The organism is Catenulispora subtropica, from assembly GCF_039531675.1.
GTDB lineage: Bacteria > Actinomycetota > Actinomycetes > Streptomycetales > Catenulisporaceae > Catenulispora > Catenulispora subtropica.
The window spans coordinates 146,778-168,953 of the sequence record NZ_BAAAQM010000016.1; the positions used below are offsets into that span (position 1 = coordinate 146,778).

The following is a 22,176-nucleotide window of genomic DNA, read 5'->3' on the forward strand; positions in this document are numbered from 1 at the left end:
TCACAATTCCCCCGGAAGGGGCTGTGACCGGCCGTCTTCTGGGCCTAGTAACCCTTGGTGATGCCGGAGCAGAGGTCCTGGTCGGCGGTCCGGGAGTTGGCCGCGATGTCCGAGGGCAGCGGGGCGTTCGGGGTCGAGCCGCCGGTCGGGCTGCCCGTCGAGCCGCCGGACGGCGTGCCGGTCGCGCCGCCGGGCTTCGGGTGGGCGGCCGCGTAGTCGTCGCCGATGGTCAGCACCAGCTGCGTCCCGTACCCTCCGCCCTCGATCTTCGCGCCCGGGAACTGCGTGGCCAGCTGCTTGGCGTAGGCCTCCTGCTTGGCGGTGGCGTAGACGATCGTGGTGGTCGCCGCGTGCGGCGGCGTCTTCGTGCTGACCACGGCCTTGTAGCCGGCCGCCTGCAGCGACGTGGTGACGTCGGTGGCCAGCCCGTTGGTGGTGGTGCCGTTCAGCACCCGCACCGAGATCAGGGACGGGGAGATCGACGGCGGCGGCGGGGTCTGGGTGGACGGTGCCGACGACGGGGCGGCCGAGGACGAGGACGAGGACGAGGGCGTGGTGACGCCCGCGTTGCCCGCGGCGTCCGTGCCGTCCAGCAGGGTGTCGCTCTTCAGGTGGTCCCAGATCGCCTGCGCCGCCGGCTTGTCCATGTCCACGCGCCCGTCCTGGGTGCGGTAGTGGCCCGGGAGCGTCATGAACTGGATGTGCGCCGGGTTGACGCCCTTCATCGACGAGGCGAAGTCCATCAGGCTGTTCAGGCTGCCCAGTCCCTTGTCGAAGGTGGCGTATTTCAGGGCGTCGTTGAAGATGGCGCTGAGCGTCGTGGGGTCGTTCAGGACGCCGTCGCCCTCCATCTTCTTGATCATCGAGCCCAGGAACGCCTGCTGGCGCCGGGTGCGGCTGATGTCCGAGCCGTCGCCCAGGCCCTCGCGCTTGCGGACGTAGTCCAGGGCGGTCTGGCCGCGGACGGTCTGGATGCCCTTCTTCAGGGAGATGTGGTCGCCCTCGACGCTGTTCACGTCCTTGGGCACGCACACCTCGACGCCGCCGATGTCGTCGGTGAGCTTGGCGAACGCCGCGAAGCCGACCACGATCGTGTGGTCGATGCGGATGCCCGACATCGCCTCTATGGTGTTGATCTCGCAGGCCACGTTGCCGTTCGGGGTGTTGCCGACCGCGAAGGCGGCGTTGAACTGGTTGTTCTGGACGCCGGTGTGCCCCTTCTTGGGGTTGTTCGGGTCGATCTGGCACTCGGGGATCGTCACCAGCATGTCGCGCGGGATCGAGATCCCGACCGCGTGCTGGTGGTCCGCGTAGACGTGCAGCAGGATCGAGGTGTCCGAGCGCGCGCCCTGGCCGGTCTGGCCGCCGCCGAAGGCGTTGTTGCCGTTGTCGCGGGCGTCCGAGCCCACCAGCAGGATGTTCTCCGGCCGCTGGCCCTGGGCGTTGGCCGAGGCCTCGGCCGGCCGGTTCGCCGCCAGGCCGGTGTCGTTGAAGGTGTTGATGCTGCCGTTGAAGTGCTGGTACGTGAAGGCGCCGGCGCCGATCACGGTGATCGCCAGCGAGGCCGCGGACACCGTGATCACGCCCCGGGGGGCCAACCGGCCGCCCTTGCCCGCCGGTATGGACGCGCCGCGCCCGGTGCGCCCGCCGCGGCCGCTCGGGCCGCCGGAGTCCAGCTCGCCGTCGGTCGCGCTGTCGGGGTCGTAGCGGTAGCCGCCGCGGCCGCGCGCGCGGCCCGGGGTGTCGTCGCCGTACCCGCTCTGGTTCGGGACCGGAGCCTGCCCGCGGGAACCGCGCCGCGGCTCCCGCGCCGGGGGCTCGTCATGGTCGTACGCGTCCCCGTACCCGGCCGAGGACTGCTGATCTTGCCGCCCCGCGTACCACGCGTCGTCGGATTGCCGGGCCGCCCGCTCCCACGGGGCCGGCTCGGCGTTGCGCTCGCCTGCCACAGAATCTCCTCACACCGGGGCCCGCGAGGTGCGGGCCCGAGTCGCGACCGCGGTCCCTCCCGTGCGACGACCTTAGTCGACCAGGAGGACGCCGAGTGTGCCCTCACCGGTTCCGCCGGCGCCGGCCGCGCTCTGTCCCTGGCCGAGGCCCAGGGAGGTGACGCGGGCGTTCACCTTCTCCGCGGCCATGCGCCCGGGAAGGCGCGCCGGATCGACGTTCCGGCACAGTACCAAGGAAGCCCCGGCGGCGAGCTCGGAGGTCAGGGCCGCCCGGATCTCGGGGCGGGAGGCGAAGCCGCAGCCGGCCAGCACCCGGCTGCCGGCGGTCAGGTTCCAGCGCGCGGCCGCGTCCACCGCGTCCTTCACCATCTCGCCCTGGGTCCAGCTCTGTCCGTCGGCGATCAGCGCGGGCGCGTCGGCCTCGACCGGGGAGTACGGCGTGAACGCGTCCGGTTGCGACGGGGCGACCGCGGCGTAGTCCGTGAAGCCCTCCGGCACCTGCTGGAACGGCGCGCCCAGCGGCCGCAGCGCCAGCGCGATGCGCTCGCCGCGGCAGGCCAGCGCCTCGCCGAGGCTGTCCGGCCCGGCGACCACGGCCGCCGCGCGTTCCACCGCCGCCGGATCCTCGCCGACGCTCGCCACCACCCCGGCCGCCCAACAGGCCAGCAGCCAGATCGGGGTCTGCCAGTGGGTGGGCAGCAGGATCGCGACCTCGTCGCCCGGGGCCAGCGCCAGCTCGTCCTGGATCAGGTTCGCGGTCTTGGCGACCCAGTTGTCGGTCGTGGCGTATGACAGCTCGACCCGCTCGCCGGTGTGGTCGTCGTAATACGTCAGGAACGGCCGGGACGGGCCCTGCGCGAGCGCGGCGCGCCACAGGCCCGGGAAACTACTGTTCGCTGCGGTCACGCCGAGAGGATACGGGGGAAACAGCTTGCTGTTGTGCAACCACGTCCGTCGGGGACCGTTTATGCTGGCCCGCACGGCTCTGGACAGGATGAGGGGAACGAAAGAGTGACCGAGGCGATCCTTCTGGTGGGAGGCAAGGGCACCCGTCTGCGCCCGCTGACGGTGAACACCCCGAAGCCGATGCTGCCGGTCGCCGGAGTCCCGTTCCTCACCCACCAGCTGATGCGCGCCCGGGCGGCGGGCGTCCACCGCGTCGTGTTCGCCACCGCCTACAAGGCCGAGGTGTTCGAGGAGTATTTCGGCGACGGGTCCGACCTCGGCCTGGAGCTGGAGTACGTGACCGAGGACGTGCCGCTGGACACCGCCGGCGCGATCCGCAACGTGGCCGGCAAACTGACCAGCGCGCCGGACGAGCCGGTCCTGGCCTTCAACGGCGACATCCTGTCCGGTGTGGACGTGCGGGCCCTGGTCGAGGCGCACACCGCGCGCGGCGCCGACGTCACCCTGCACCTGTCGCGGGTGACCGACCCGCGGCCGTTCGGCCTGGTGCCCACCGACGGTGACGGCTGGGTGACGGCGTTCCTGGAGAAGCCGCAGCGGCCCGAGGACATCGTCACGGACCAGATCAACGCGGGCTGCTACGTCTTCCAGCGGTGGCGCATCGACGAGATCCCCTTCGGCCGCCGGGTCTCGGTGGAGCGCGAGACCTTCCCGGGCCTGCTGGCCTCCGGCGCGAAGGTGCTCGGTGTGGTGGAACAGTCCTACTGGCTCGACCTGGGCACCCCGGCGGCGTTCGCCAAGGGCTCGGCCGACCTGGTGATGGGCCGGGTGACCTCTCCGGCGGTCCCGGGCCCGGACCGGCGCGAGTACCCGGAGGCGCTGGTGCTGGCCGGCGCCGAGATCGCCGAGGACGCGGTGGTCGACGCCGGCACCACGGTCGGCTCCGGCGCCGTGGTCGGGGCCGGAGCCCGCGTCGGCGCCTCGGTCCTGGACGCCGGCTCGGTGATCGGCCCCGGCGCTCGCGTCACCGACTCCATCGTCGGCGTGGGCGCCCGGATCGGCGCGGGCACCGTGCTGGACGGCGTCGTGGTCGGCGACGGCGCCCTGGTCGGCGCCGAGAACGAGCTGCTGGCCGGCACCCGGGTGTGGTGCGGCGCGGTGATCCCGGACAAGGCGGTCCGGTTCTCCAGCGACGAGTAGGGCGACGAGAAGCGAGTAGGCTGACCCGCGCCATGACAGACGACGAGGACATCCGGGCGGTCTGGGCTGCTCGGAAGGGGCGCAGCGGCGGCGCCGCCGCCGACGCGTACCGGCGCCCGTCCCGCCGGCCGTTCGTCCCGTCTGCCCGCTCGGCGTCGCGGACTCCTGCCGCCGCACCTGTCGCGGCCGTCGAACCCGAAGTCCGCGTGACCCTTCCGGTCGACGCCGCTTACGACCTTTCCGCCTCCGTCGGCACCCTGCGCCGCGGCGGGGGCGACCCCACCTTCCGTCGCACTCCCGACGGCTCCCTGTGGCTCGGCTGCCGGACCCCGGCCGGCGACCCCGGCACCCTGCGCCTGCGGCGTGCGACGCCGGAGACCGTCGAGGCCGAGGCCTGGGGCCCCGGCGCGGGCTGGCTCGTCGGGACCCTGCCCGACCTGCTCGGCCTCGGCGACACCGAGCAGGTCCGCGCCGAGTTCGCCGAACTCGTGCGGGCCCAGGGCAACGTTCAGCTCATCCAGTCGCTGCGCCGCAACGCCGGCCTGCGCGTCATCCGCAGCGGCCGGGTCTGGGACGCGATGGTCCCGGCGGTGCTGGAGCAGCGCGTCACGGTCCAGGAGGCCCACCGGGCCTACCAGGTTCTGGTGCGCCGCTACGGCATCCCCGCCCCGGGCGCACCGGCCGACGTGCGGCTGCACGTCTCGCCGTCACCGCGCGAGTGGGCCCTGATCCCGTCCTGGGAGTGGATCCGCGCCGGTGTGGACGGCAAGCGCTCCCACGCGATCCTCGGCGCGACCCGCGTCGCGGCCCGGCTGGAGGAGACCGTCGGGATGGAGCGTGACGAGGCCGCGCGCCGGATCCGCACCGTCCCCGGCATCGGCGTGTGGACCGCGGCCGAGGTGATGCACCGCGCGCACGGGGACGCCGACGCCGTCTCGGTCGGCGACCTCCACCTGCCGCGCATCGTGTGCGGCGTGCTCGGCGACCCCACGATGAAGTGGGACGACGACCGCATGTTGGAGCTCCTGGAGCCCTATCGCGGCCACCGCTACCGGGTCAGCGCTCTGCTGTATCGCTGAGCTTCAGCCCGGTGTGGTGCTCGACCACCCGCACCAGCATCGCGAGCAGGGCCTCCCGCTCCTGCGGCGTCAGGGGGGCCAGCAACTCCTCCTGGGCCGCGGCCACCTCCGCGTCGAGCTCTGCCAGGAACTCCGTCCCGCTGTCGGTGATCCGCACGAGGTTGCGCCGGCGGTCGGCCGGGTCCGGGGTCCGTCCGAGGAAGCCCCGTTCCTCCAGGTCGGTGACCGCCGCGGTGACGTCGCTGCGGTCCAGTCCCACGCGCCGCCCCAGGTCGGCCTGGCTCGTCGGCCCGCTCTCGGCGAGCGCGGCGAGCAGCGAGTAGTACGAGCGGCTGGTGACGCCGGCGGCGTGCATCCGCTCGCCGATCAGGCGGTGGCCCTGGTTCGAGGACTGCCCCAACAGCCAGGTCGCGAGGCCGCGGAGGCGGACGGGCATGGTGCGCGGATCCATGGGCGCAGCCTACTTCCGGGTCCGGGGTTGACAGGAATGGTTGGCCGGACCAACATTGGTCTCACCAACGAAAACGTTGGTCAAACCAACGGTAATTCCGGGGAGCGGATCATGACCGGCTACGACATCCAGACCCTCGCGGACCGCGCGGAGATCACCGACCTGTTCGTCAAGCTGGGACGGTGCCTGGACGAGCACCGCTTCGACGAACTGCACGAGCTGTTCACCGAGGACGTCGTCGGGACCACGCCCGGCGGCACCCAGAACGGCCGCGACGCCCTGGTCGCCCAGGCGCGCCGCAACCACGAGGACTACGACCGCCTGACCCACCAGTTCACGAGCGTGCTGGTCGAAGTCGACGGCGACGCCGGCAGCATCCGCGCCTACGTGACCGGCTCGTTCGGCCACGAGGCCGACCCGCGCCCGGAGCGCGTGCTCACCGGCCTGTACCGGAACAAGGTGGTGCGCACCACCGGCGGCTGGCGGATCAGCGAGCTGACCGTCGAGCCCAGGTTCCGGGTCGAGGCTGCCGTCAGCGCACAGTGATGAAGGAACGGGGATCCCGCGGAAGCTGCTGAGGGGGTGCTTCCGTGGGCTTCCCCACGGCGATCACGCCCAGCGGCTCCCATTGAGCGGGCAGCTCCAGATGTCCTCTCAAGACGGTCGCGTCAGCAGGACGCCATGTAGCACCCAGGCCCTCGGCGGAGAGCGCGACTAGGAAGTTCTCCACAGCGGCTCCCAGAGACGCCACGGCGAACTCCGTATTAGCGAGGCGACAGGGCACCACCAGATACGGGGCGCGCTCCAACACGGCGTCGGCCAAGGTGCCGGCGAGATCCTTCCTCGCGGTCTCCGACTCCAGGAGGACGAACCGCGGCTCCGTGCCTTCGGGCGAAGGAGCCGTCACGGCGGCGGCGACCGCGCGCCGGACGACGTCCCCGGAGACAGGATCCGCCGTGAACGACTCCGAGTCCCGGCGGCGCAGCACCGCTTCCCGCATGGCCTCCGACGTCCCCAGCGAGAACATGTCGTTCTCCGCGGAACGGATCAGGGGACGGACGCCCGGTCCGGGCTCGGGCGTCACCAACTCGGGCAGCCCGCGGATCAGCGCCACCGGGACCCCGTCGGCCTTGCCCTTGACCACCTCGCCCGCCGCGGCCAGCTCGTCCACCACCGCGGCCGCGGTCACCTGCAGCTCGTTGCCGAACGTGTCGGTGCTCCCGCGGTGGTCCACCAGCGCGTCGACGTACGCGCAGCCGATGGCGACGTCCGTCTGTCCCTCGCGCCAGGGCCGTCCGAAGGTGTCGGTGACGACGACCCCGACCGCCACCCGGTACCGGGCCCGCAGCGCGTCGGCCAGCTCCCGCGCCGAACCGTCGGGGTCCTCGGGCAGCAGCAGCACCGTCCCGGCCGGGGTGTTGGAGGCGTCCACACCGGCCGCCGCCATCACGAACCCGTGCCGGGTCTGGACGATCCGCGTCGGACCACGCCGTGCCACCAGGCGCACCATCTCGGCGTCTATCGCGGCCTCGCGGTCGTCGGCGCGGACGAGCCGCCCCTCGGCCTTGGACAGGATCTTGGACGTGACGCACAGGATGTCGCCGTCCCGCAGCCCCAGGCCCGACGCGCTCAGCGCGGCGTCGATCAGCGCCGCCACATCATCGCCCGGCCCCACCTCGGGGATCCCGGGAACGGCGTGCACCGTGTAGGCGGCGCCGGCCACGGCTAGACCGCCGGCCGGGCGGAGCGGGCCGCGATCTCGCCGGCCAGGTCGAGCGCGGCCTGGGCCATCGCCTGCGTCGCTTCCGGCGAGGACATCATGAGCGGGACCGCGCGGCACGCGATGCCGGCGGCCTCCACCTCCTCGACCGCCGCGCGGTCCGCGTCCACGTCGACCAGCCAGCCGTCCAGCAGGTCGGCACCGTAGTGCTTGGCGACCGCGGCCGCCGAGACCTCCACGCCGACGGCCTCCAGCACCTTGTCCGCCATGCCGCGCACCGGTCCGCCGCCGACGATCGGCGACAGCCCGACCACCGGCGCCTCGGCATCGGCCACGGCCTGCCGCATGCCCGGGATCTGCAGAATGGTGCCGATCGACACCACCGGGTTCGACGGCGGCAGCACGATCACGTCCGCCTCGGCGATCGCCGCCAGCACGCCGGGTGCCGGCTTGGAGTCCTCCACGCCGACGGACACGACGGCGCGCGCGTCGGGCGCGTGCATCCTGACCCAGTACTCCTGGAAGTGCACCGCGCGGCGCCCGCCCGGCGCCTCGGCGTCGTCGATCACGACGTGCGTCTCGACCCGCTCGTCGGTGGACGGCAGCAGCCGCACCGGCAGCTTCCAGCGGGTGCACAGCGCCTCGGTCACCGCAGACAGCGGATACCCGGCGCCGAGCATCTGCGTGCGGACCAGGTGCGTGGCGATGTCCTTGTCGCCGAGCGTGAACCAGTCGGGGCCGACGCCGTACTCCTTCAGTTCGTCGGCCACGCCGAACGTCTCGCCGGCGCGGCCCCAGCCCTGGCCCTCGTGAATGCCGTCGCCCAGCGTGTACATGACCGTGTCCAGGTCCGGGCAGATCCGGAGGCCGTGCATCGTCATGTCGTCGCCGACGTTCCCGACGACGGTGATCTGTGCTGGTTCGGAACCCGCGGACGGTGCGGTGGCGGCGATGAGGCCGCGGAGGAAACGGGCTCCGCCGACGCCTCCGGCAAGGGCTGTGATGCGCATGGAGGCAGTATTTCAGGAGGCGAAGCGCTGCCCGGCGGCGTCCCACCGGAGCACGCCCGCCGGCGCACCGCCTTCGGCCCGTGCCGCCGCGGCCAGATCGGCGATGGTCACCCGCGGTTCCGGTATCACGATGTCCGGGTGGGGCGTGGCGCCGAGGAACATGGCGACGAGGTCCGGGGCGAGCGCGTCGTGGGGGAGCGCGGAAACGGCGCCGTGCGCGGGGCGCGGCATGGTGGCGGTGGGCGCCGGAGAAGCCTGACGAGGCATAGGGGGTACTCCGCTATTGCTTCCGGCACTGCGAGGCCGGGAGGGGTCGGGTCTGTGGGTCGGTCAGCTGTGACGGCGACAGCGACAACACAGACCGCGACACGGCTCGGACGCCGAGCCCGCGGCGGAGCGCGCAGCGGTGACCACGGCCGCGGCGGGGTTCAGGCCCCGGCGGCTCTCGGCGGTCACGATGCGCGTGTTCATGGTGCCTCCACCTCATCCGGCGGCCGGGGTGGCTGTCAAGCGTGGTCCGCATGCCGGGTCGCGTATTAGCTCCAACAGGTGAATCGCGTGGTCGCTACCAGATCCCGGCTTGACGGCCCGGTAATGACGCGCGTGTAATTTCAAACGTGTCGTGATGATCTCCGCACGGGGAGTGATCTTCCTCTCCGGCGGACCAGGTAGGGCCAGGAGGCGTGCGGTGGCCGAGGCCGCGGAGTACACACAGGGCGCGGACGAGGCTTGCCACGCCGAGGTGTACCGCATCTACCCGCTCCACAACGGGGTCGACGAGGACCGAGGCTGGCAGTCCCGGGCGTTGTGTGCGCAGACCGATCCCGAGTCGTTCTTCCCGGAGAAGGGCGGATCGACGAGGGAGGCGAAGAAGATCTGCCTCAACTGCGAGGTGAAGGCCGAGTGCCTCACCTACGCGCTGGCCAACGACGAGCGGTTCGGCATCTGGGGCGGGCTGTCCGAGCGGGAGCGCCGGCGGCTCAAGCGCGCCGCCGTGTGACCCGGCGTGCCGGGCCGGGCGGCGGAGTGTGAGAACTCTGCCGTCCCACGGTTTCCCCTTGCCGGAGAACGCAATTCGGGCATAACGGCATAGCCTGCCGACGTCTCGGCGGCCTCGCGTATGGTGGTCCCTCAGTCCGCCCCCGAGCGGGGAATCAGCCGAGACCGGAGCCGTGCCAGCGCAGCATGTCCCAGTACCCAGAATCCGGATACCGGACCGGCGGCCTGTCCGCCCCCGGGCAGTCCGCACCCGGGGCCTACGGCTCCCAGCCCGGCGGCACCGGGCAGTTCGCCGTGGCCGACGCCGAAGCCCGGCGCCGGGCCGCCGCCGAGGCGGCTGTCAACGCCTTCCCGCACCACGTGGTCACCGCGGTGGTCGTCGCCCACGACGGCGCCCGCTGGCTGGAGGAGTCCCTCAAGGGCCTGCTCGGCCAGCTCCGGGCGCCGCAGCGGATCCTCGCCGTGGACACCGGGTCCAAGGACGACTCGCTGGCCATCCTGGACGAGAACCTCGGCCCGGAGGCGGTGCTGCAGGCCAAGCGCAACACCGGCTTCGGCACCGCGGTCAACCACGCCCTGAAGGCCGCCCCGGTCGCCGACTACGAGCTCTACGGCCGCGGCGACGCGCCCATGGTGGAGTGGCTCTGGCTGCTGCACGACGACGCCGAGCCCGCCCCGGACGCGCTGCTGCGCCTGCTGGAGATCGGGGAGTCGCACCCCAACGCCGGTGTCGTCGGCCCCAAGATCCGCGGCTGGTACGACCGGGAGCTGCTGCTCGAGGTCGGCGTCACCGTCACCAGCGACGGCCGCCGCTGGACCGGCCTGGAGGCCGGCGAGCACGACCAGGGCCAGCACGCCGAGCCGGACCGGGTGCTCTCGGTGTCCAGCGCCGGCATGCTCATCCGGCGCGAGGTCTGGGACCGCCTGCGCGGCCTGGACCGGGCCATCCCGATGTTCCGCGACGACCTGGACTTCTGCTGGCGCGTGAACAACGCCGGCTGGGACGTGCTGATCGCGCCCAAGGCCGTGTTCTGGCACGCCGAGGCGGCGGCCCGCGGCGAGCGGCGGATCAGCGCCGGCGTCTCCCGGCCGCACTTCGAGGACCGGCAGCACGCCCTTTACGCGGTGACCGTCAACCACCCGGGCCGGTTCCCGGCGCTGACCTTCCTGCGACTGTTCTTCTGGTCGCTGCTGCGGGCGATCGGGCTGGTGCTCAACAAGGCGCCGCTCACGGCGGCCGACGAGGTGCTGGCGGCCCTGGCCTACGCCGGCCGCATGGACCGCATCATCCGCGCGCGGCGCGCGCGGGCGAAGACCCGGGCGCGGCAGCCGGTCGACCTGTCCGACCTGTTCCCGTCCAGGATGCAGGTCTTCCGGCACAGCTTCGAGGCCGCGTTCGAGGGCTTCCGCTCGCGCAACCAGCGCGAGGAGGAGGTGACGCGGGGCTCCGTCGAGTCCGGGCCGGTCTCCGAGGAGGCCGAGTCCTTCGACTCCGGGACACCGTGGCTGGTCCGCGCCGTCCGGATGCCCGGGAACTTCGTGTGGATAGCCCTCACGGTGCTGATGATGGTCGCCGCGCGGGAGGTCCTCACCGGCGGGCGGCTGATGGGCGGTGCGCTGCTGCCCGCACCCGACGGGGCCTCGGACCTGTGGCACGCCTTCTTCTCGGGCTGGCACGGGGTCGGGACCGGGTCCACCTCGCCGGCGCCGCCGTACCTGGCGATCGTGGCCCTGGTCGGCACCCTGCTGTTCGGGCACGCCAGCCTCGCGGTGACGGTCCTGCTGCTCGGATCGGTGCCGCTGTCCGGCCTGACCGCCTACACGGTGCTGAAGCGCACGGTCGAGTCCAGCCCGCTGCGGGTGTGGGGCTCCATCGCCTACGCGGTGCTGCCGGCGGTGACCGGGGCGATCTCCGGCGGCCGGCTGGGATCGGCGGTCGGGATCATCCTGCTGCCGCTGGTGGCCTCCGGCGTGCTGCTCGCCATAGGCGGGCCCGGACGCAAGGGCTCCGTTCGCGCGGCGTGGCCCGCGGCGTTCGCGATCGCGATCGGCATGGCGTTCGCCCCGATCCTGTGGCTGCTCGCGGCGCTGCTCGCGGTGGGCGCCACGGCGACCGTCTTCTGGCGTTCGACCGCGGACTTCGCCACCGTGCTCTTCCGGCTCGCGGTGCTGCTGGTGACACCGATCGCGGTGCTGATGCCGTGGTCGCTGCAGCTGGTGCAGCACCCGACCGCGTTCCTGTTGGAGCCGGGACTGCCGCCGGTGCCCGGCCGGCAGCCGGACCCGACGCACCTGCTGCTGGCCAACCCCGGCGGGCCGGGGACGTACACGTACTGGTTCACCGGCGGACTGCTGCTGGCCGGCCTGGCGGGTCTGCTCCGCACCGGCCCGCGCCGCCGGATCACCTTCGCCGGCTGGACGCTCGCGCTCGCCGGTTTCGCGGCCGGCCTGCTGGCGCTGCAGGTGCACCCGACCGGCCTGGCCGGCGGACTGCCCCAGCAGCCGTGGAGCGGCGTGCCGACGGCGGCGATCGGCTTCGGCCTGATCGTGGCCGCCGTGATCGGCGCCGAGGGCGCGCGGAACTACTTCCAGGTGTCGCACCTGAGCTGGCGCCAGCCGGCCGCGCTGGTGGTGGCCCTGGCGGCGGTGGCGACCCCGCTGGCCGCGGCCGCCTGGTGGGTGACGCACGGCGTCGCCGGGCCGGTGCAGCGTGCGGAGGCGGACTTCCGGCCGGCCGTCGTGTCGGTGCAGGCGCAGCTGCCGGACCAGCCGCGGGCGCTGATCCTGAGCTCAGGGGCGCAGACCGCGATCGGGTACGGCGTGGTGCGCGGGGCGGGCGCCACGCTGGGCGACGCGGACTACCAGGTGCCGAAGGCGGACGCGGACCGCATCAGCGGGCTGGTCGGCGGGCTGCTGTCCGACTCCGGCGGGACCGAGCTGCAGGGGCTCGCGAACATGGGCATCCGGTACGTCGTCGGGATGAAGACACTGCCCACGGACTACGTGCGGATCCTGGACTCGACGCCGGGCCTGAACCGGCAGTCGGAGATCGAGGGCGTGAACCTGTGGAAGATCGCCACGCCGGCGGCGCGGCTGTCGCTGCGCGGGCCCGGGGCGGACGATCCGAAGGCGCTGCAGGCGGTGAGCGCGGACGACCGGTCGATGAAGGCGACGCTGGCCGCCGGCGGTGACGGCCGGACCCTGGTGCTGGCCGAGGACGCGGACAGCCACTGGTCGGCGAAGCTGGGCGGGACGGAGCTGAAGCCGACGACGGTCGACGGGTGGGCCCAGGGGTTCGAACTGCCGGCCGGCGCGAGCGGGACCGTGACGGTCTCGTACTCGAACATGTCGCGGACCGCGTGGCTCGCGGCCGAGGGCCTGTTCTTCCTGTTCGCCCTGATCATGGCGTTGCCGACGGGTGGCCGGGTCGAGGAGAGCGGGGGGCCGGAGCAGGACGACTACGTGCCGGCCCCGGCTCCGGTGCCCGCCCAAGCCTCGGAGTTCGACGCCGAGGGGCTGGAGGAGCGGCAGGAGGAGTACGAAGAGTACGAGGAACCCGCTCCGGCTCACGTATATGCGACGGAGTACTCGGGGGAGACGGAGTACCCGTCGTATCAGGAGCAGTACGCCCAGCAGGCCGATCCCTACGCCCAGCCGGATCCTTACGCGCAGCAGCCCGACCCGTATGCGCAGCAGGACGATTCGTATGGTCAGTATCCCGATCCGTACAGCCAGCAGCACGATTCTTATGGGCAGCACCCGGATCCGTACGGGCAGCAGCAGCCAGAGGAATACGGCGGGTACCTGCGGCCTGGCAGCGGCGAGTACGAGCGTCCTGATTTCGATACCGATGACTACCGGCAGGGAGGCTACCGATGACCCGGCCGACCCGTCCTTCAAGGCCTGGTGGCAAGGGGCGCCCGGCGCGTACTCCGGGCGCTGCTAATACGGCTGCTTCCACACCCGGGCCTGCTGCCGGTGCGCCGACCCGTGTCACTTCTGCGCGTGCGCGGGCGCTGGCCCAGCGGCGGACGTCACCGGTGGGGACGTTCGGGGCGCTCGGGGTGGTGGCCGTCGTGCTGCTCGCGGGCCTCGGTTATGGGTTCTCGACGCGTGACAAGAATCCGGCCGCTATCACGCAGACTTCGTCGCGGAACCTGCCTGTCGGCAGTGCCACCGGCGTGTGCCAGGGGGAGATCGGCTCCGGTGCCGACACTTCGACGACCCTCACCACGTTCAGCCCGGGTGGCGCTTCGCCGGCCGGCAGCGGTACCGCCGCCGGTGGGACCGTGGCCGACGGGGCCACGGTGCAGTACATCGACGGCAAGGCCTTCGCCCCGTTGAAGATCGGGCCCGTGGGGACGAGGTCGACGTCGTCCCAGGTGACGCAGTTCACCATGGTGGCCGACGACGCCGGGCTGCCGCATCCGGTGCCGCTGGTGATCCAGGCCAGCGGTTCGAATGCGCCCGGTTTCACGGCGAGCGAACTGCTGCGCAGCGACTCCGGCTCGAAGCGCGGGCTGGCGGCGTCGGCCTGCACGACGCCGGGGACGGACTTCTGGTTCGCCGGCGTCTCGATCGGCAACACCGAGCGGGACTCGTACCTGGAGCTGGCGAACACCGACACCGCTCCGGCGACCGTGAACATGACGTTCTACGGGCCGGACGGCCAGATCGACACCGGCACGGTCGGGCACGACATCACGGTGCTGCCGAAGACGTCGATGCAGTACCTGCTGAGCACGGCCCTGGCCGGCAACACCCCGAAGACCGGCGTCGCGAGCGTGCACGTGACGACCACGCAGGGGCGGGTCGCGGCACAGGTGCTGGACTGGGACCGGGCGCAGAACGGCGCGAAGGACGGGCGCGGGTTCGACTTCATCCCGGCGCTGGGGCCGAACCAGGCGCAGCAGATGACGCAGACGATCCCCGGCGTCCCGGCGCCGGGCCAGACGCTGAGCAAGTTCGACCTGGTGCTGACGGCGACGAGCGACAAGCCGGTGTCGATCGATCACATGTACTGGTTCGGGAAGAGCGGCCGCATCGAGCTGTCGGGGCAGACGACCGACGCCGCGCAGGGGTACACCAAGCGCGACGAGCCGTTGAGTCTCACACCGGGTCACACGATCGTGGTGGACATGAAGGACGCGCTGAAGGACCCGGACGAGGCGGCCACGCTGCAGGTGGTCGGGAGCGGCGGGCCGTTCGTCGCGGGCGTCCGCCTGGTCGAGACCGATCAGAAGAGCAACACACAGGACACCGCGTACCTCTCGCCGGCCGGCTCGGTGACGGGGCAGGCGATCATCCCGGACAGCAACATCGGCGGCCCGGCGAAGACCGTGCTGCAGCTGACGGCCGCGGGCGACAAGGGCGCCACGGTGCAGGTGACGACGATCGGCCAGGACAACAAGCCGACGACGGACACGGTCCAGGTGGCCGCCAACAGCACGGTCGCGTACGTGCCGAAGGCGACCGGATGGTTCACGGCGATCGTGCAGCCGCAGGCCGGCGGGGATCCGGTGTACGGGGCGCGAGTCCTGACGGACGCGCCGAACAAGGGCGGGATCCAGGCGACGGTGCAGAACCTGGTGGACGCGAGAGTGCTGGTGGCGGTGCCGCCGGTCGCGGGCGACCTGTCGGGGGCGGTGCGCAGATAGGGACCGAACCGTTGGCGGCTACCAGCTCGTGAGCTGGTAGCCGCCTTCTGCCGGGAAGCCCCGATCCGCCTGCTGGGAAGCCCTAATCCTCGTCCCGTCCCTGGTCGACGTCGTCCGGCTCGACACCCATCAGCTCGGCGACCTGTTCCACGACCACTTCGTACACCAGATCGGCCAGCTCCGGCCGACCCGCCGCGCGGGCCTCGACCGGCCGCCGGTAGATCACGATCCGCACCGGCTCGCCCGGGCGGTCCGCGATCACCCGGCCCAGGGGCACCACCTCGTCGCTCCAGTGCTCGGCGTCGGCCGGCGGCACCTCCTCGACGGCCAGTTCGATCTCGGCCAGCCGGGGCCAGCGGCGTTCGAGGCGTTCCACGGCGTCGAGGACCAGTTCGTCGAACTGTTCCGCGCGGGTGAGGGCCAGGGGGACTTGGGGTGGCGCCAGCGGGCCGCGCAGTCCCCGCCCCCGCCGGTCGCGTGTGTGCTTCCGGCGGCGGGGCTCCTGCCCGGCCCCCGACCTGATCGAGGCTGTGGTGGGCACGGGTCGAGCGTAACCGGGGATGCGGCGCTCGGCGACAGTCATTCCGGACGTGTCGTGGACACGGGGCGACGACCTGGGATTTCGCCGGTGATGTTGCTGTGTGTGATGGTCCCGGGGGTCTGGTCCACCCTCGGTGGTCACACCCGTCTCACGCGTCGGGGTCGGGGAGGGCGCGGAGGTGGGTGCGGGGACGGGCGAGGAGGGCCGCGTCGGCCCCGTCGCGGTCGTGGGGGCGGCGGGCGGCCTCGCGGACGGCGTTGGCCAGGGCCTCGAGGTCGTCGGAGGACGGCTGGAGGGGGCCCGGGTCCGGTTCCGCCAGGCGCAGGACGGCCCAGCCGCGCGGGGCGGTGAGCCGCTGGGAGTGCTCGGCGCACAGGTCATAGCTGTGCGGCTCGATATAGGCGGCCAGGGGGCCGAGGACGGCGGTGGAGTCCGCGTACACGTACGTGAGCGTCGTGACGGCCGGACGGCTACACGCGGTTCGCGAACATCTGCGGGCTGGGCTCACTTGGTGGAGATTAGCGCTTGGCGGGCCGGTTGGAACACTGGCACGCCCTAGGTCGTGTCCTGGGTCGTCCGGGTGGTGGTCCCGGCCGTCCGCATGCGGGTCCGGAGAGCCCGCCGAGATAGGCTCGACGGCGCGTCGACCGCGACGTGGCACCGTGGTTATCGACTGACCCGCGCATGCGCCGGCATGCGTCCTGATTCTGAAAGCGGGAGATAGTGGCCGGGCACGACTTGTCCCTCATCGTGAAGGCGTACGACGTCCGGGGCGTGGTCCCCGACCAGCTCGACGAGAGCGACACCGAGGCCCTCGGGGCCGCCTTCGCCGCGTTCGCCGGCGCCCCGACCGTGGTCGTCGGATACGACATGCGGCCCAGTTCGCCGGCCCTGGCCGCGGCCTTCGCCCGCGGTGCGGCGTCCCGGGGTGTGGACGTCGTCGACATCGGCCTGGCGTCCACCGACCTGCTGTACTTCGCGTCCGGCGCGCTGGACATGCCCGGGGCGATGTTCACCGCCAGCCACAACCCGGCGAAGTACAACGGCATCAAGATGTGCAAGGCCGGGGCCGCGCCGATCGGGCAGGAGTCCGGCCTGGTGGAGATCCGGGAGAACGCCCAGGCGATCCTCGGCGGCGCCGAGCCGCCGGCGGTCGACAAGGCCGGCACGGTCACCGAGCGCGACATGCTCGCCGAGTACGCCGCGTACCTGAACAAACTGGTGGACCTGTCCGGGATCCGTCCGTTGAAGGTCGTCGTGGACGCCGCCAACGGCATGGGCGGGCACACCGTGCCGACCGTGTTCCAGGGGCTGCCGCTGGAGGTCGTCGACCTCTACTTCGAGCTGGACGGCACGTTCCCGAACCACGAGGCGAACCCGCTGGACCCGAAGAACCTCGTGGACCTGCAGAAGGCGGTCGTGGAGCACGGCGCGGACCTGGGCCTGGCCTTCGACGGCGACGCCGACCGCTGCTTCGTGGTCGACGAGCGGGGCGAGCCGGTGTCGCCGTCCACCGTCACGGCGCTGGTGGCGGTGCGCGAGCTGGCCAAGCACCCGGGCGCGACCGTCATCCACAACCTGATCACCTCGGCGGCGGTGCCGGAGATCGTGCGCGAGCACGGCGGCGTCCCGGTCCGGACCCGGGTCGGCCACTCCTTCATCAAGCAGGAGATGGCCCGCACCGGCGCGGTCTTCGGCGGGGAGCACTCGGCGCACTACTACTTCCAGGACTTCTGGAAGGCCGACACCGGCATGCTGGCCGCGATGCACGTGCTGGCCGCGCTCGGCGGGCAGGACAAGCCGCTGTCCGAGCTGGCCGCCGACTTCTCGCGGTACGCGGCCTCCGGCGAGATCAACAGCGAGGTCGCCGACCAGGCCGGGCGGACCGCCGCGGTGCGGGCGGCGTTCGAGTCCCGTCCCGGCGTCACCGTGGACGAGCTGGACGGTCTGACCGTCACCGGCGAGGGCTGGTGGTTCAACGTGCGGCCGTCGAACACCGAGCCGCTGCTGCGGCTGAACGTCGAGGCCGCCGACGCGGACGCGGTGGCCGCGCTGCGCGACGAGGTCCTGGCCCTGATCCGGGCCTGAGCCCGGACCGCCCACCTTCCGATCCGACCCGACAAGGAGACCTCCGTGATCGAGCCCTCCCTCCTGGAGATCCTGGCCTGCCCCAAATGCCACGCCCCGCTGCGCGAGGAGGCCGACGCCACCGAGCTGGCGTGCACCGACCCCGAGTGCGGTCTGGTCTACCCGGTCCGCGACGGCATCCCGGTGCTGCTGATCGACGAGGCCCGCAAGGCCGCGTAGGCCCGCCGTCCTCACCACCCGCTACATTCGATAACGCAACGTCAGCCGACGAAACAGGAGAAACGCCGTGAGCGTCCTCACTCCGAGCGACTACAAGGTCGCTGACCTGTCCCTGGCCGAGTTCGGCCGCAAGGAGATCACCCTCGCCGAGCACGAGATGCCCGGGCTGATGGCGATCCGCGCCGAGTACGCGGACGCCCAGCCGCTGCGCGGCGCCCGCATCTCGGGCTCGCTGCACATGACCGTGCAGACCGCGGTGCTCATCGAGACCCTCGCGGCCCTCGGCGCCGAGGTGCGCTGGGCCTCCTGCAACATCTTCTCCACCCAGGACCACGCCGCCGCGGCCGTCGTCGTCGGCGGCGGCACGCCCGAGGAGCCCGCCGGCATCCCGGTCTTCGCCTGGAAGGGCGAGACGCTGGAGGAGTACTGGTGGTGCACGGAGCAGATGCTCCGCTGGCCGGACGCCGGCGACGGCAACACCGGTCCGAACATGATCCTGGACGACGGCGGCGACGCCACCATGCTGGTCCACAAGGGCACCGAGTTCGAGAAGGCCGGCGCGGTGCCGGACGCCTCGGCCTCCGACAGCGAGGAGTGGCAGGTCTTCCTGGCTCTGCTGCGCCGCTCGCTGCCCGAGGACGGCAACCGCTGGACCGCCATCGGCGAGCGGATCAAGGGCGTCACCGAGGAGACCACCACCGGCGTGCACCGGCTGTACGAGATGGCCAAGGAGGGCTCGCTGCTCTTCCCGGCGATCAACGTCAACGACTCGGTCACCAAGAGCAAGTTCGACAACAAGTACGGCTGCCGCCACTCGCTGATCGACGGCATCAACCGGGCCACCGACGTGCTGATCGGCGGCAAGGTCGCGGTGGTCTGCGGCTACGGCGACGTCGGCAAGGGCTGCGCGGAGTCGCTGCGCGGCCAGGGCGCGCGGGTGATCGTCACCGAGGTGGACCCGATCTGCGCGCTGCAGGCGGCGATGGACGGGTTCCAGGTGGCCACCCTCGAGGACGTGGTGGGCACCGCCGACATCTTCGTCACGGCCACGGGCAACAAGGACATCATCATGGCCGCGGACATGGCCGAGATGAAGCACCAGGCGATCGTCGGCAACATCGGCCACTTCGACAACGAGATCGACATGGCCGGCCTGGCCAAGGTCCCGGGCGTGGTGAAGACCGAGGTCAAGCCGCAGGTGCACACCTGGACCTTCCCGGACGGCAAGACCATCATCGTGCTGTCCGAGGGCCGGCTGCTGAACCTGGGCAACGCCACCGGCCACCCCAGCTTCGTGATGTCGAACTCGTTCACCAACCAGGTGATCGCGCAGATCGAGCTGTTCACCAAGACCGCCGAGTACCCGGTCGGCGTGTACGTGCTGCCGAAGCACCTGGACGAGAAGGTGGCGCGGCTGCACCTGGACGCGCTCGGTGTGAAGCTGACGAAGCTGTCGCCGGAGCAGGCCGCGTACATCGGCGTGCAGGTCGAGGGCCCGTACAAGCCGGACCACTACCGGTACTGAGCACGAAGCACGAGAAGAGGCCGGTCCCGAGGGGCCGGCCTCTTCGTCGTCTGGGGGTGGTCACTGCGGCGGCTTGAAGCCTCCGTCGTCCGGGGTGGTGATGCTCTCGGGCACCACCTGGTCCGGCGCGTGGCCCGTCACCTGCTCCGTTACATGGTCCGGCGCGTGGTCCGGTTCTCGATCGGCCACCGGCTCCGGGGCCCGGTCCTGGACCGGCGGTGTCGGCAACTGCGCCAGCTGAGGGTCCGCAGGTCCCTGCCACGCCGGCGCGGCCGGAGCCCCGCCGACCGTTCGTCCCGCCCCGGCGTAGGCCGGATTCTGCGCCTGCGCCCGTTCCCAGGCGGCCCGCCGTTCCATGTCCACGGCCCGCATCTGCCGCACACGCCGTTCCGCGGTCACGGCCGCCAGGTACGCCCACGGCGGGGTGCCCGGAGGCGGCAGTGCGACGTACCGTACGACCTCGCTCGCGAGCTCGTACCCCATCCGCGCGGCGACGTCCGGCCGCATCTCGTGCATCCGCGTCAGATACTGGCGGGCGGCCAGCGCCAGGTCGTCCGGCAGCACCGAGAGGTCCAGCTGCTGCGCCCAGCCCAGGAGCGGGTACGGCATCGCCAGCGCCGCCATCCCCGCCGCGCTGACGCCGGCGTCCGGTGCCCGGTCCCGGACCACGACCGTCCCGGCCAGCCAGTCACCGGTGCGCCGGCCCTGTCGCGAGCAGAAGGACGTCACGACCGCCAGCACGCCCGCCGTGAGGTAGATGTCGAAGACGCCGGTGAGCGCGCGCACCAGGGCGTGACGGAACCGGACCGGCCCGCCGTCGCCGCGCACCACTCGCAGGCCGAGCGCCATCTTGCCCAGGGTGCGGCCGCGGGTGACGGTCTCCAGCAGCGCCGGGTAGCCGACCAGCACCGCGACCGACATCACGATCGCGAGCCCGGCGGCCACCGCTTCGTCGACCGTGGCCGACACCAGCCCGAGCACCATGGCGAACACGGCCAGCAGCCCGATCTGGACCAGCAGGTCCAGCATCCGGGCCAGGGCCCGGCTCGGCAGCTTCGCGAGCCTCAGGTCCAGGGCCACGCCCTCGCCGATGACCAGGTCGCTCAAGGTCGTCCACTCCACTCCGCCGGTGACGTTGTTGCGGCAACCGTAGACCGCTCATACGGTGGGCGCACAGTCTCGCCCACCCGTCTCCCACCACCGCCCGCCGTGGAGACGCTGCGCGTCACTGTTTTCCGACCAGAGACTTCACGCAGAGGCAGGGGTCGTCCGACGTGGACATCGACGCATACGCCGCGGCACACCACGCCGAGTGGGGCCGCCTGGCCGAGTTGTCGAACCGCGGCGGGGCCCTGAACGGGGCCGAGGCGGACGAGTTGGTGGCGCTGTATCAGCGGGTCGCGACGCAGCTCTCCGTGGTGCAGTCCGCAGTGCCGGACGCAGTGGTGGTCGGCCACCTGTCGTCGCTCCTGGCCACCGCCCGCGGCGCCATCGCAGGTCCGCGGGTGCCGGCGTGGAAGGAGATCCTGTACTTCTTCACCGACGGTTTCCCCGCCGCGCTCTACAGGGCGCGGCACTGGTGGATAGCCACGGCGGTGGTGTCGCTCGTGGCGGCGTTCTTCATGGGCTGGTACATAGCCGCGAACCCGCGGGTGCAGACCGAACTGGCGTCACCGGATCTGGTGAACGGCGTCTTCCAGCCCGGCGGCCGGTTCGAGACGTACTACACGGAGTTCAGCCCCGGCTCCTTCGGCTTCAAGGTGTGGGTGAACAACGCCTGGGTGTCGGCGCTGGCGCTGTTCGGCGGCGTGACCCTGGTCTTCCCCTTCGTCGCGATGTACCTGAACACCGCGAACCTGGCGATCGACGGCGGCTTCATGGCCGCCCACGGCCGGTTCGGCACGTTCCTCTCCCTGGTCGCCCCGCACGGCCTGCTGGAGCTCACCGCGGTGTTCGTCGCCGGCGGCTGCGGAATGCGGATCGCCTGGGCCATCCTCGCGCCGGGACCGCGCACCCGCGGAGAGGCGCTGGGGGAGCAGGGCCGCGTGCTCGGCACGATGGCGCTCGGTCTGGCTTGCGTGCTGCTGGTCTCCGGCACGATCGAGGGATTCGTGACGGGCCATACACCCGCCCCGGTACGCCTGACGATCGGATTCACGGCGGAAGCACTCTTCCTGGTATACGTGTTCTCCATCGGTCGACGCGCCGCACTGCGGGGCGAAACCGGCGATGTGACCAGGGCGGACAGGGGCGACACCCTGCCTACCAGGGCTTGATCGCCGGCGTCCGTCCGATCAGCGAACAGATGGTTTCAGCCCTCTGAGTGATGGGTATCCAACGCCGATTGGTAACGGGCCTCAGACGTGTGCCATACTGAACGGGTTCCCCTCCAAAGAACCGGCATCGACCTCCGGGTTGACACACCTGTTCGGGGAGCGTAAGTTAGAGGGGTTGCTGTCAAGCAGGTGAACGGGCGAGAGTCCAAAAAAACCATGCTAGAGTAACCAAGCCGCCGGGGCAAGGGTTCGGATAAAGAATCCCCAACCGGTAATCGCAATCAAGCGAAAAGCGAAATTGCGGGAAACGCAGAGGATCTGCTAAGATCTCAAGCGAAGCAAGACAAGAGAAAAACAAAGCAAGACCTGACAACGCCGGGTCGCGAGCGGTCGGAACGGAAGTTCTGACACGGGTGGTTCGGGCGTCTGTTTCTTGAGAACTCAACAGTGTGTGACAGATTGTGATGCCATGCGACCTCAGCGCCAGCGCTGAGTGTCTTGAACACATGGTAGGCAGACGCTCTCCGACCCCCGTCGGGGATGACGATCTGTCCGC

General features: G+C 71.6%; 19 protein-coding genes. 10 read left to right on the forward strand and 9 right to left on the reverse strand.

Annotated elements, in window-relative coordinates; genetic code table 11:
• Nucleotides 1–44 precede the first annotated feature (44 nt).
• Nucleotides 45–1,949, reverse strand: a complete 1,905-nt coding sequence (locus ABD466_RS16275) for an LCP family protein (RefSeq protein ID WP_344657890.1) — start codon at nucleotides 1,947–1,949, stop codon at nucleotides 45–47.
• Nucleotides 1,950–2,021: 72 nt separating this feature from the next.
• A complete protein-coding gene (locus ABD466_RS16280; RefSeq protein WP_344657891.1) occupies nucleotides 2,022–2,855 on the reverse strand; it encodes a TIGR03089 family protein in 834 nt (277 codons plus the stop codon).
• A gap of 105 nt (nucleotides 2,856–2,960) precedes the next feature.
• On the opposite strand from ABD466_RS16280, the gene manB reads away from it, so the two are divergent.
• Complete coding sequence (gene manB / locus ABD466_RS16285; RefSeq protein WP_344657892.1) at nucleotides 2,961–4,055, forward strand: mannose-1-phosphate guanylyltransferase; 1,095 nt, start codon at nucleotides 2,961–2,963, stop codon at nucleotides 4,053–4,055.
• A gap of 32 nt (nucleotides 4,056–4,087) precedes the next feature.
• Entirely contained in the window at nucleotides 4,088–5,134 is a 1,047-nt protein-coding gene (locus tag ABD466_RS16290) for a DNA-3-methyladenine glycosylase family protein (protein WP_344657893.1), read from the forward strand.
• Here ABD466_RS16290 and ABD466_RS16295 read toward each other — a convergent pair.
• Nucleotides 5,112–5,585, reverse strand: a complete 474-nt coding sequence (locus ABD466_RS16295) for a MarR family winged helix-turn-helix transcriptional regulator (RefSeq protein WP_344657894.1) — start codon at nucleotides 5,583–5,585, stop codon at nucleotides 5,112–5,114. The two genes, ABD466_RS16290 and ABD466_RS16295, sit on opposite strands and share 23 nt — an antisense overlap.
• Before the next feature lie 111 nt (nucleotides 5,586–5,696).
• Here ABD466_RS16295 and ABD466_RS16300 point away from each other — a divergent pair, with 111 nt between their 5' ends.
• Complete coding sequence (locus ABD466_RS16300; RefSeq protein ID WP_344657895.1) at nucleotides 5,697–6,131, forward strand: nuclear transport factor 2 family protein; 435 nt, start codon at nucleotides 5,697–5,699, stop codon at nucleotides 6,129–6,131.
• Here ABD466_RS16300 and ABD466_RS16305 read toward each other — a convergent pair.
• The 3 genes from ABD466_RS16305 to ABD466_RS16315 are packed head-to-tail and all read right to left on the reverse strand — an operon-like array spanning nucleotide 6,118 to nucleotide 8,582.
• Nucleotides 6,118–7,308, reverse strand: coding sequence for a coenzyme F420-0:L-glutamate ligase (locus ABD466_RS16305; RefSeq protein WP_344657896.1), 1,191 nt, complete (start codon nucleotides 7,306–7,308; stop codon nucleotides 6,118–6,120). The genes ABD466_RS16300 and ABD466_RS16305 overlap by 14 nt on opposite strands.
• Nucleotides 7,309–7,310: 2 nt before the next feature.
• Nucleotides 7,311–8,315 (reverse strand): 2-phospho-L-lactate transferase, encoded by a 1,005-nt coding sequence (cofD, locus tag ABD466_RS16310; protein ID WP_344657897.1) that lies wholly within the window; start codon nucleotides 8,313–8,315, stop codon nucleotides 7,311–7,313.
• Nucleotides 8,316–8,327: 12 nt separating this feature from the next.
• Complete coding sequence (locus tag ABD466_RS16315; RefSeq protein ID WP_344657898.1) at nucleotides 8,328–8,582, reverse strand: hypothetical protein; 255 nt, start codon at nucleotides 8,580–8,582, stop codon at nucleotides 8,328–8,330.
• A 475-nt stretch (nucleotides 8,583–9,057) separates the two neighbouring features.
• On the opposite strand from ABD466_RS16315, the gene ABD466_RS16320 reads away from it, so the two are divergent.
• The 3 genes from ABD466_RS16320 (at nucleotide 9,058) to ABD466_RS16330 (ending at nucleotide 14,971) form a co-directional block, all read left to right on the forward strand.
• On the forward strand, nucleotides 9,058–9,315 hold the full coding sequence (locus ABD466_RS16320; protein WP_194896374.1) for a WhiB family transcriptional regulator: 258 nt from the start codon (nucleotides 9,058–9,060) through the stop codon (nucleotides 9,313–9,315).
• A gap of 185 nt (nucleotides 9,316–9,500) precedes the next feature.
• Nucleotides 9,501–13,193 (forward strand): glycosyltransferase family 2 protein, encoded by a 3,693-nt coding sequence (locus ABD466_RS16325; RefSeq protein ID WP_344657899.1) that lies wholly within the window; start codon nucleotides 9,501–9,503, stop codon nucleotides 13,191–13,193.
• Between the two features lie 161 nt (nucleotides 13,194–13,354).
• Nucleotides 13,355–14,971, forward strand: coding sequence for a DUF5719 family protein (locus ABD466_RS16330; RefSeq protein WP_344657900.1), 1,617 nt, complete (start codon nucleotides 13,355–13,357; stop codon nucleotides 14,969–14,971).
• Nucleotides 14,972–15,053: 82 nt separating this feature from the next.
• On the opposite strand, the gene ABD466_RS16335 is transcribed toward ABD466_RS16330, so the two are convergent.
• Together ABD466_RS16335 and ABD466_RS16340 are read right to left on the reverse strand one after the other, a co-directional pair.
• Nucleotides 15,054–15,554, reverse strand: coding sequence for a metallopeptidase family protein (locus ABD466_RS16335; RefSeq protein ID WP_344657901.1), 501 nt, complete (start codon nucleotides 15,552–15,554; stop codon nucleotides 15,054–15,056).
• A 106-nt stretch (nucleotides 15,555–15,660) separates the two neighbouring features.
• Nucleotides 15,661–16,020: a DUF3499 domain-containing protein gene (locus ABD466_RS16340; protein WP_344657902.1), complete on the reverse strand. Its 360-nt coding sequence runs from the start codon at nucleotides 16,018–16,020 to the stop codon at nucleotides 15,661–15,663.
• A 215-nt stretch (nucleotides 16,021–16,235) separates the two neighbouring features.
• Between ABD466_RS16340 and ABD466_RS16345 the strand changes: the two genes are divergently transcribed.
• From ABD466_RS16345 to ahcY, 3 genes are all read left to right on the forward strand, one after another.
• A complete protein-coding gene (locus tag ABD466_RS16345) occupies nucleotides 16,236–17,600 on the forward strand; it encodes a phosphomannomutase/phosphoglucomutase (RefSeq protein WP_344657903.1) in 1,365 nt (454 codons plus the stop codon).
• Nucleotides 17,601–17,645: 45 nt separating this feature from the next.
• Nucleotides 17,646–17,819 (forward strand): Trm112 family protein, encoded by a 174-nt coding sequence (locus ABD466_RS16350; RefSeq protein WP_344657904.1) that lies wholly within the window; start codon nucleotides 17,646–17,648, stop codon nucleotides 17,817–17,819.
• Between the two features lie 67 nt (nucleotides 17,820–17,886).
• Nucleotides 17,887–19,344: an adenosylhomocysteinase gene (gene ahcY / locus ABD466_RS16355; protein ID WP_344657905.1), complete on the forward strand. Its 1,458-nt coding sequence runs from the start codon at nucleotides 17,887–17,889 to the stop codon at nucleotides 19,342–19,344.
• Nucleotides 19,345–19,404: 60 nt separating this feature from the next.
• Here the strand turns inward: ahcY and ABD466_RS16360 are convergent, their stop codons facing one another.
• On the reverse strand, nucleotides 19,405–20,451 hold the full coding sequence (locus ABD466_RS16360) for an RDD family protein (RefSeq protein WP_344657906.1): 1,047 nt from the start codon (nucleotides 20,449–20,451) through the stop codon (nucleotides 19,405–19,407).
• Nucleotides 20,452–20,618: 167 nt separating this feature from the next.
• Here ABD466_RS16360 and ABD466_RS16365 point away from each other — a divergent pair, with 167 nt between their 5' ends.
• Nucleotides 20,619–21,620 (forward strand): stage II sporulation protein M, encoded by a 1,002-nt coding sequence (locus ABD466_RS16365; RefSeq protein WP_344657907.1) that lies wholly within the window; start codon nucleotides 20,619–20,621, stop codon nucleotides 21,618–21,620.
• Nucleotides 21,621–22,176 lie beyond the last annotated feature (556 nt).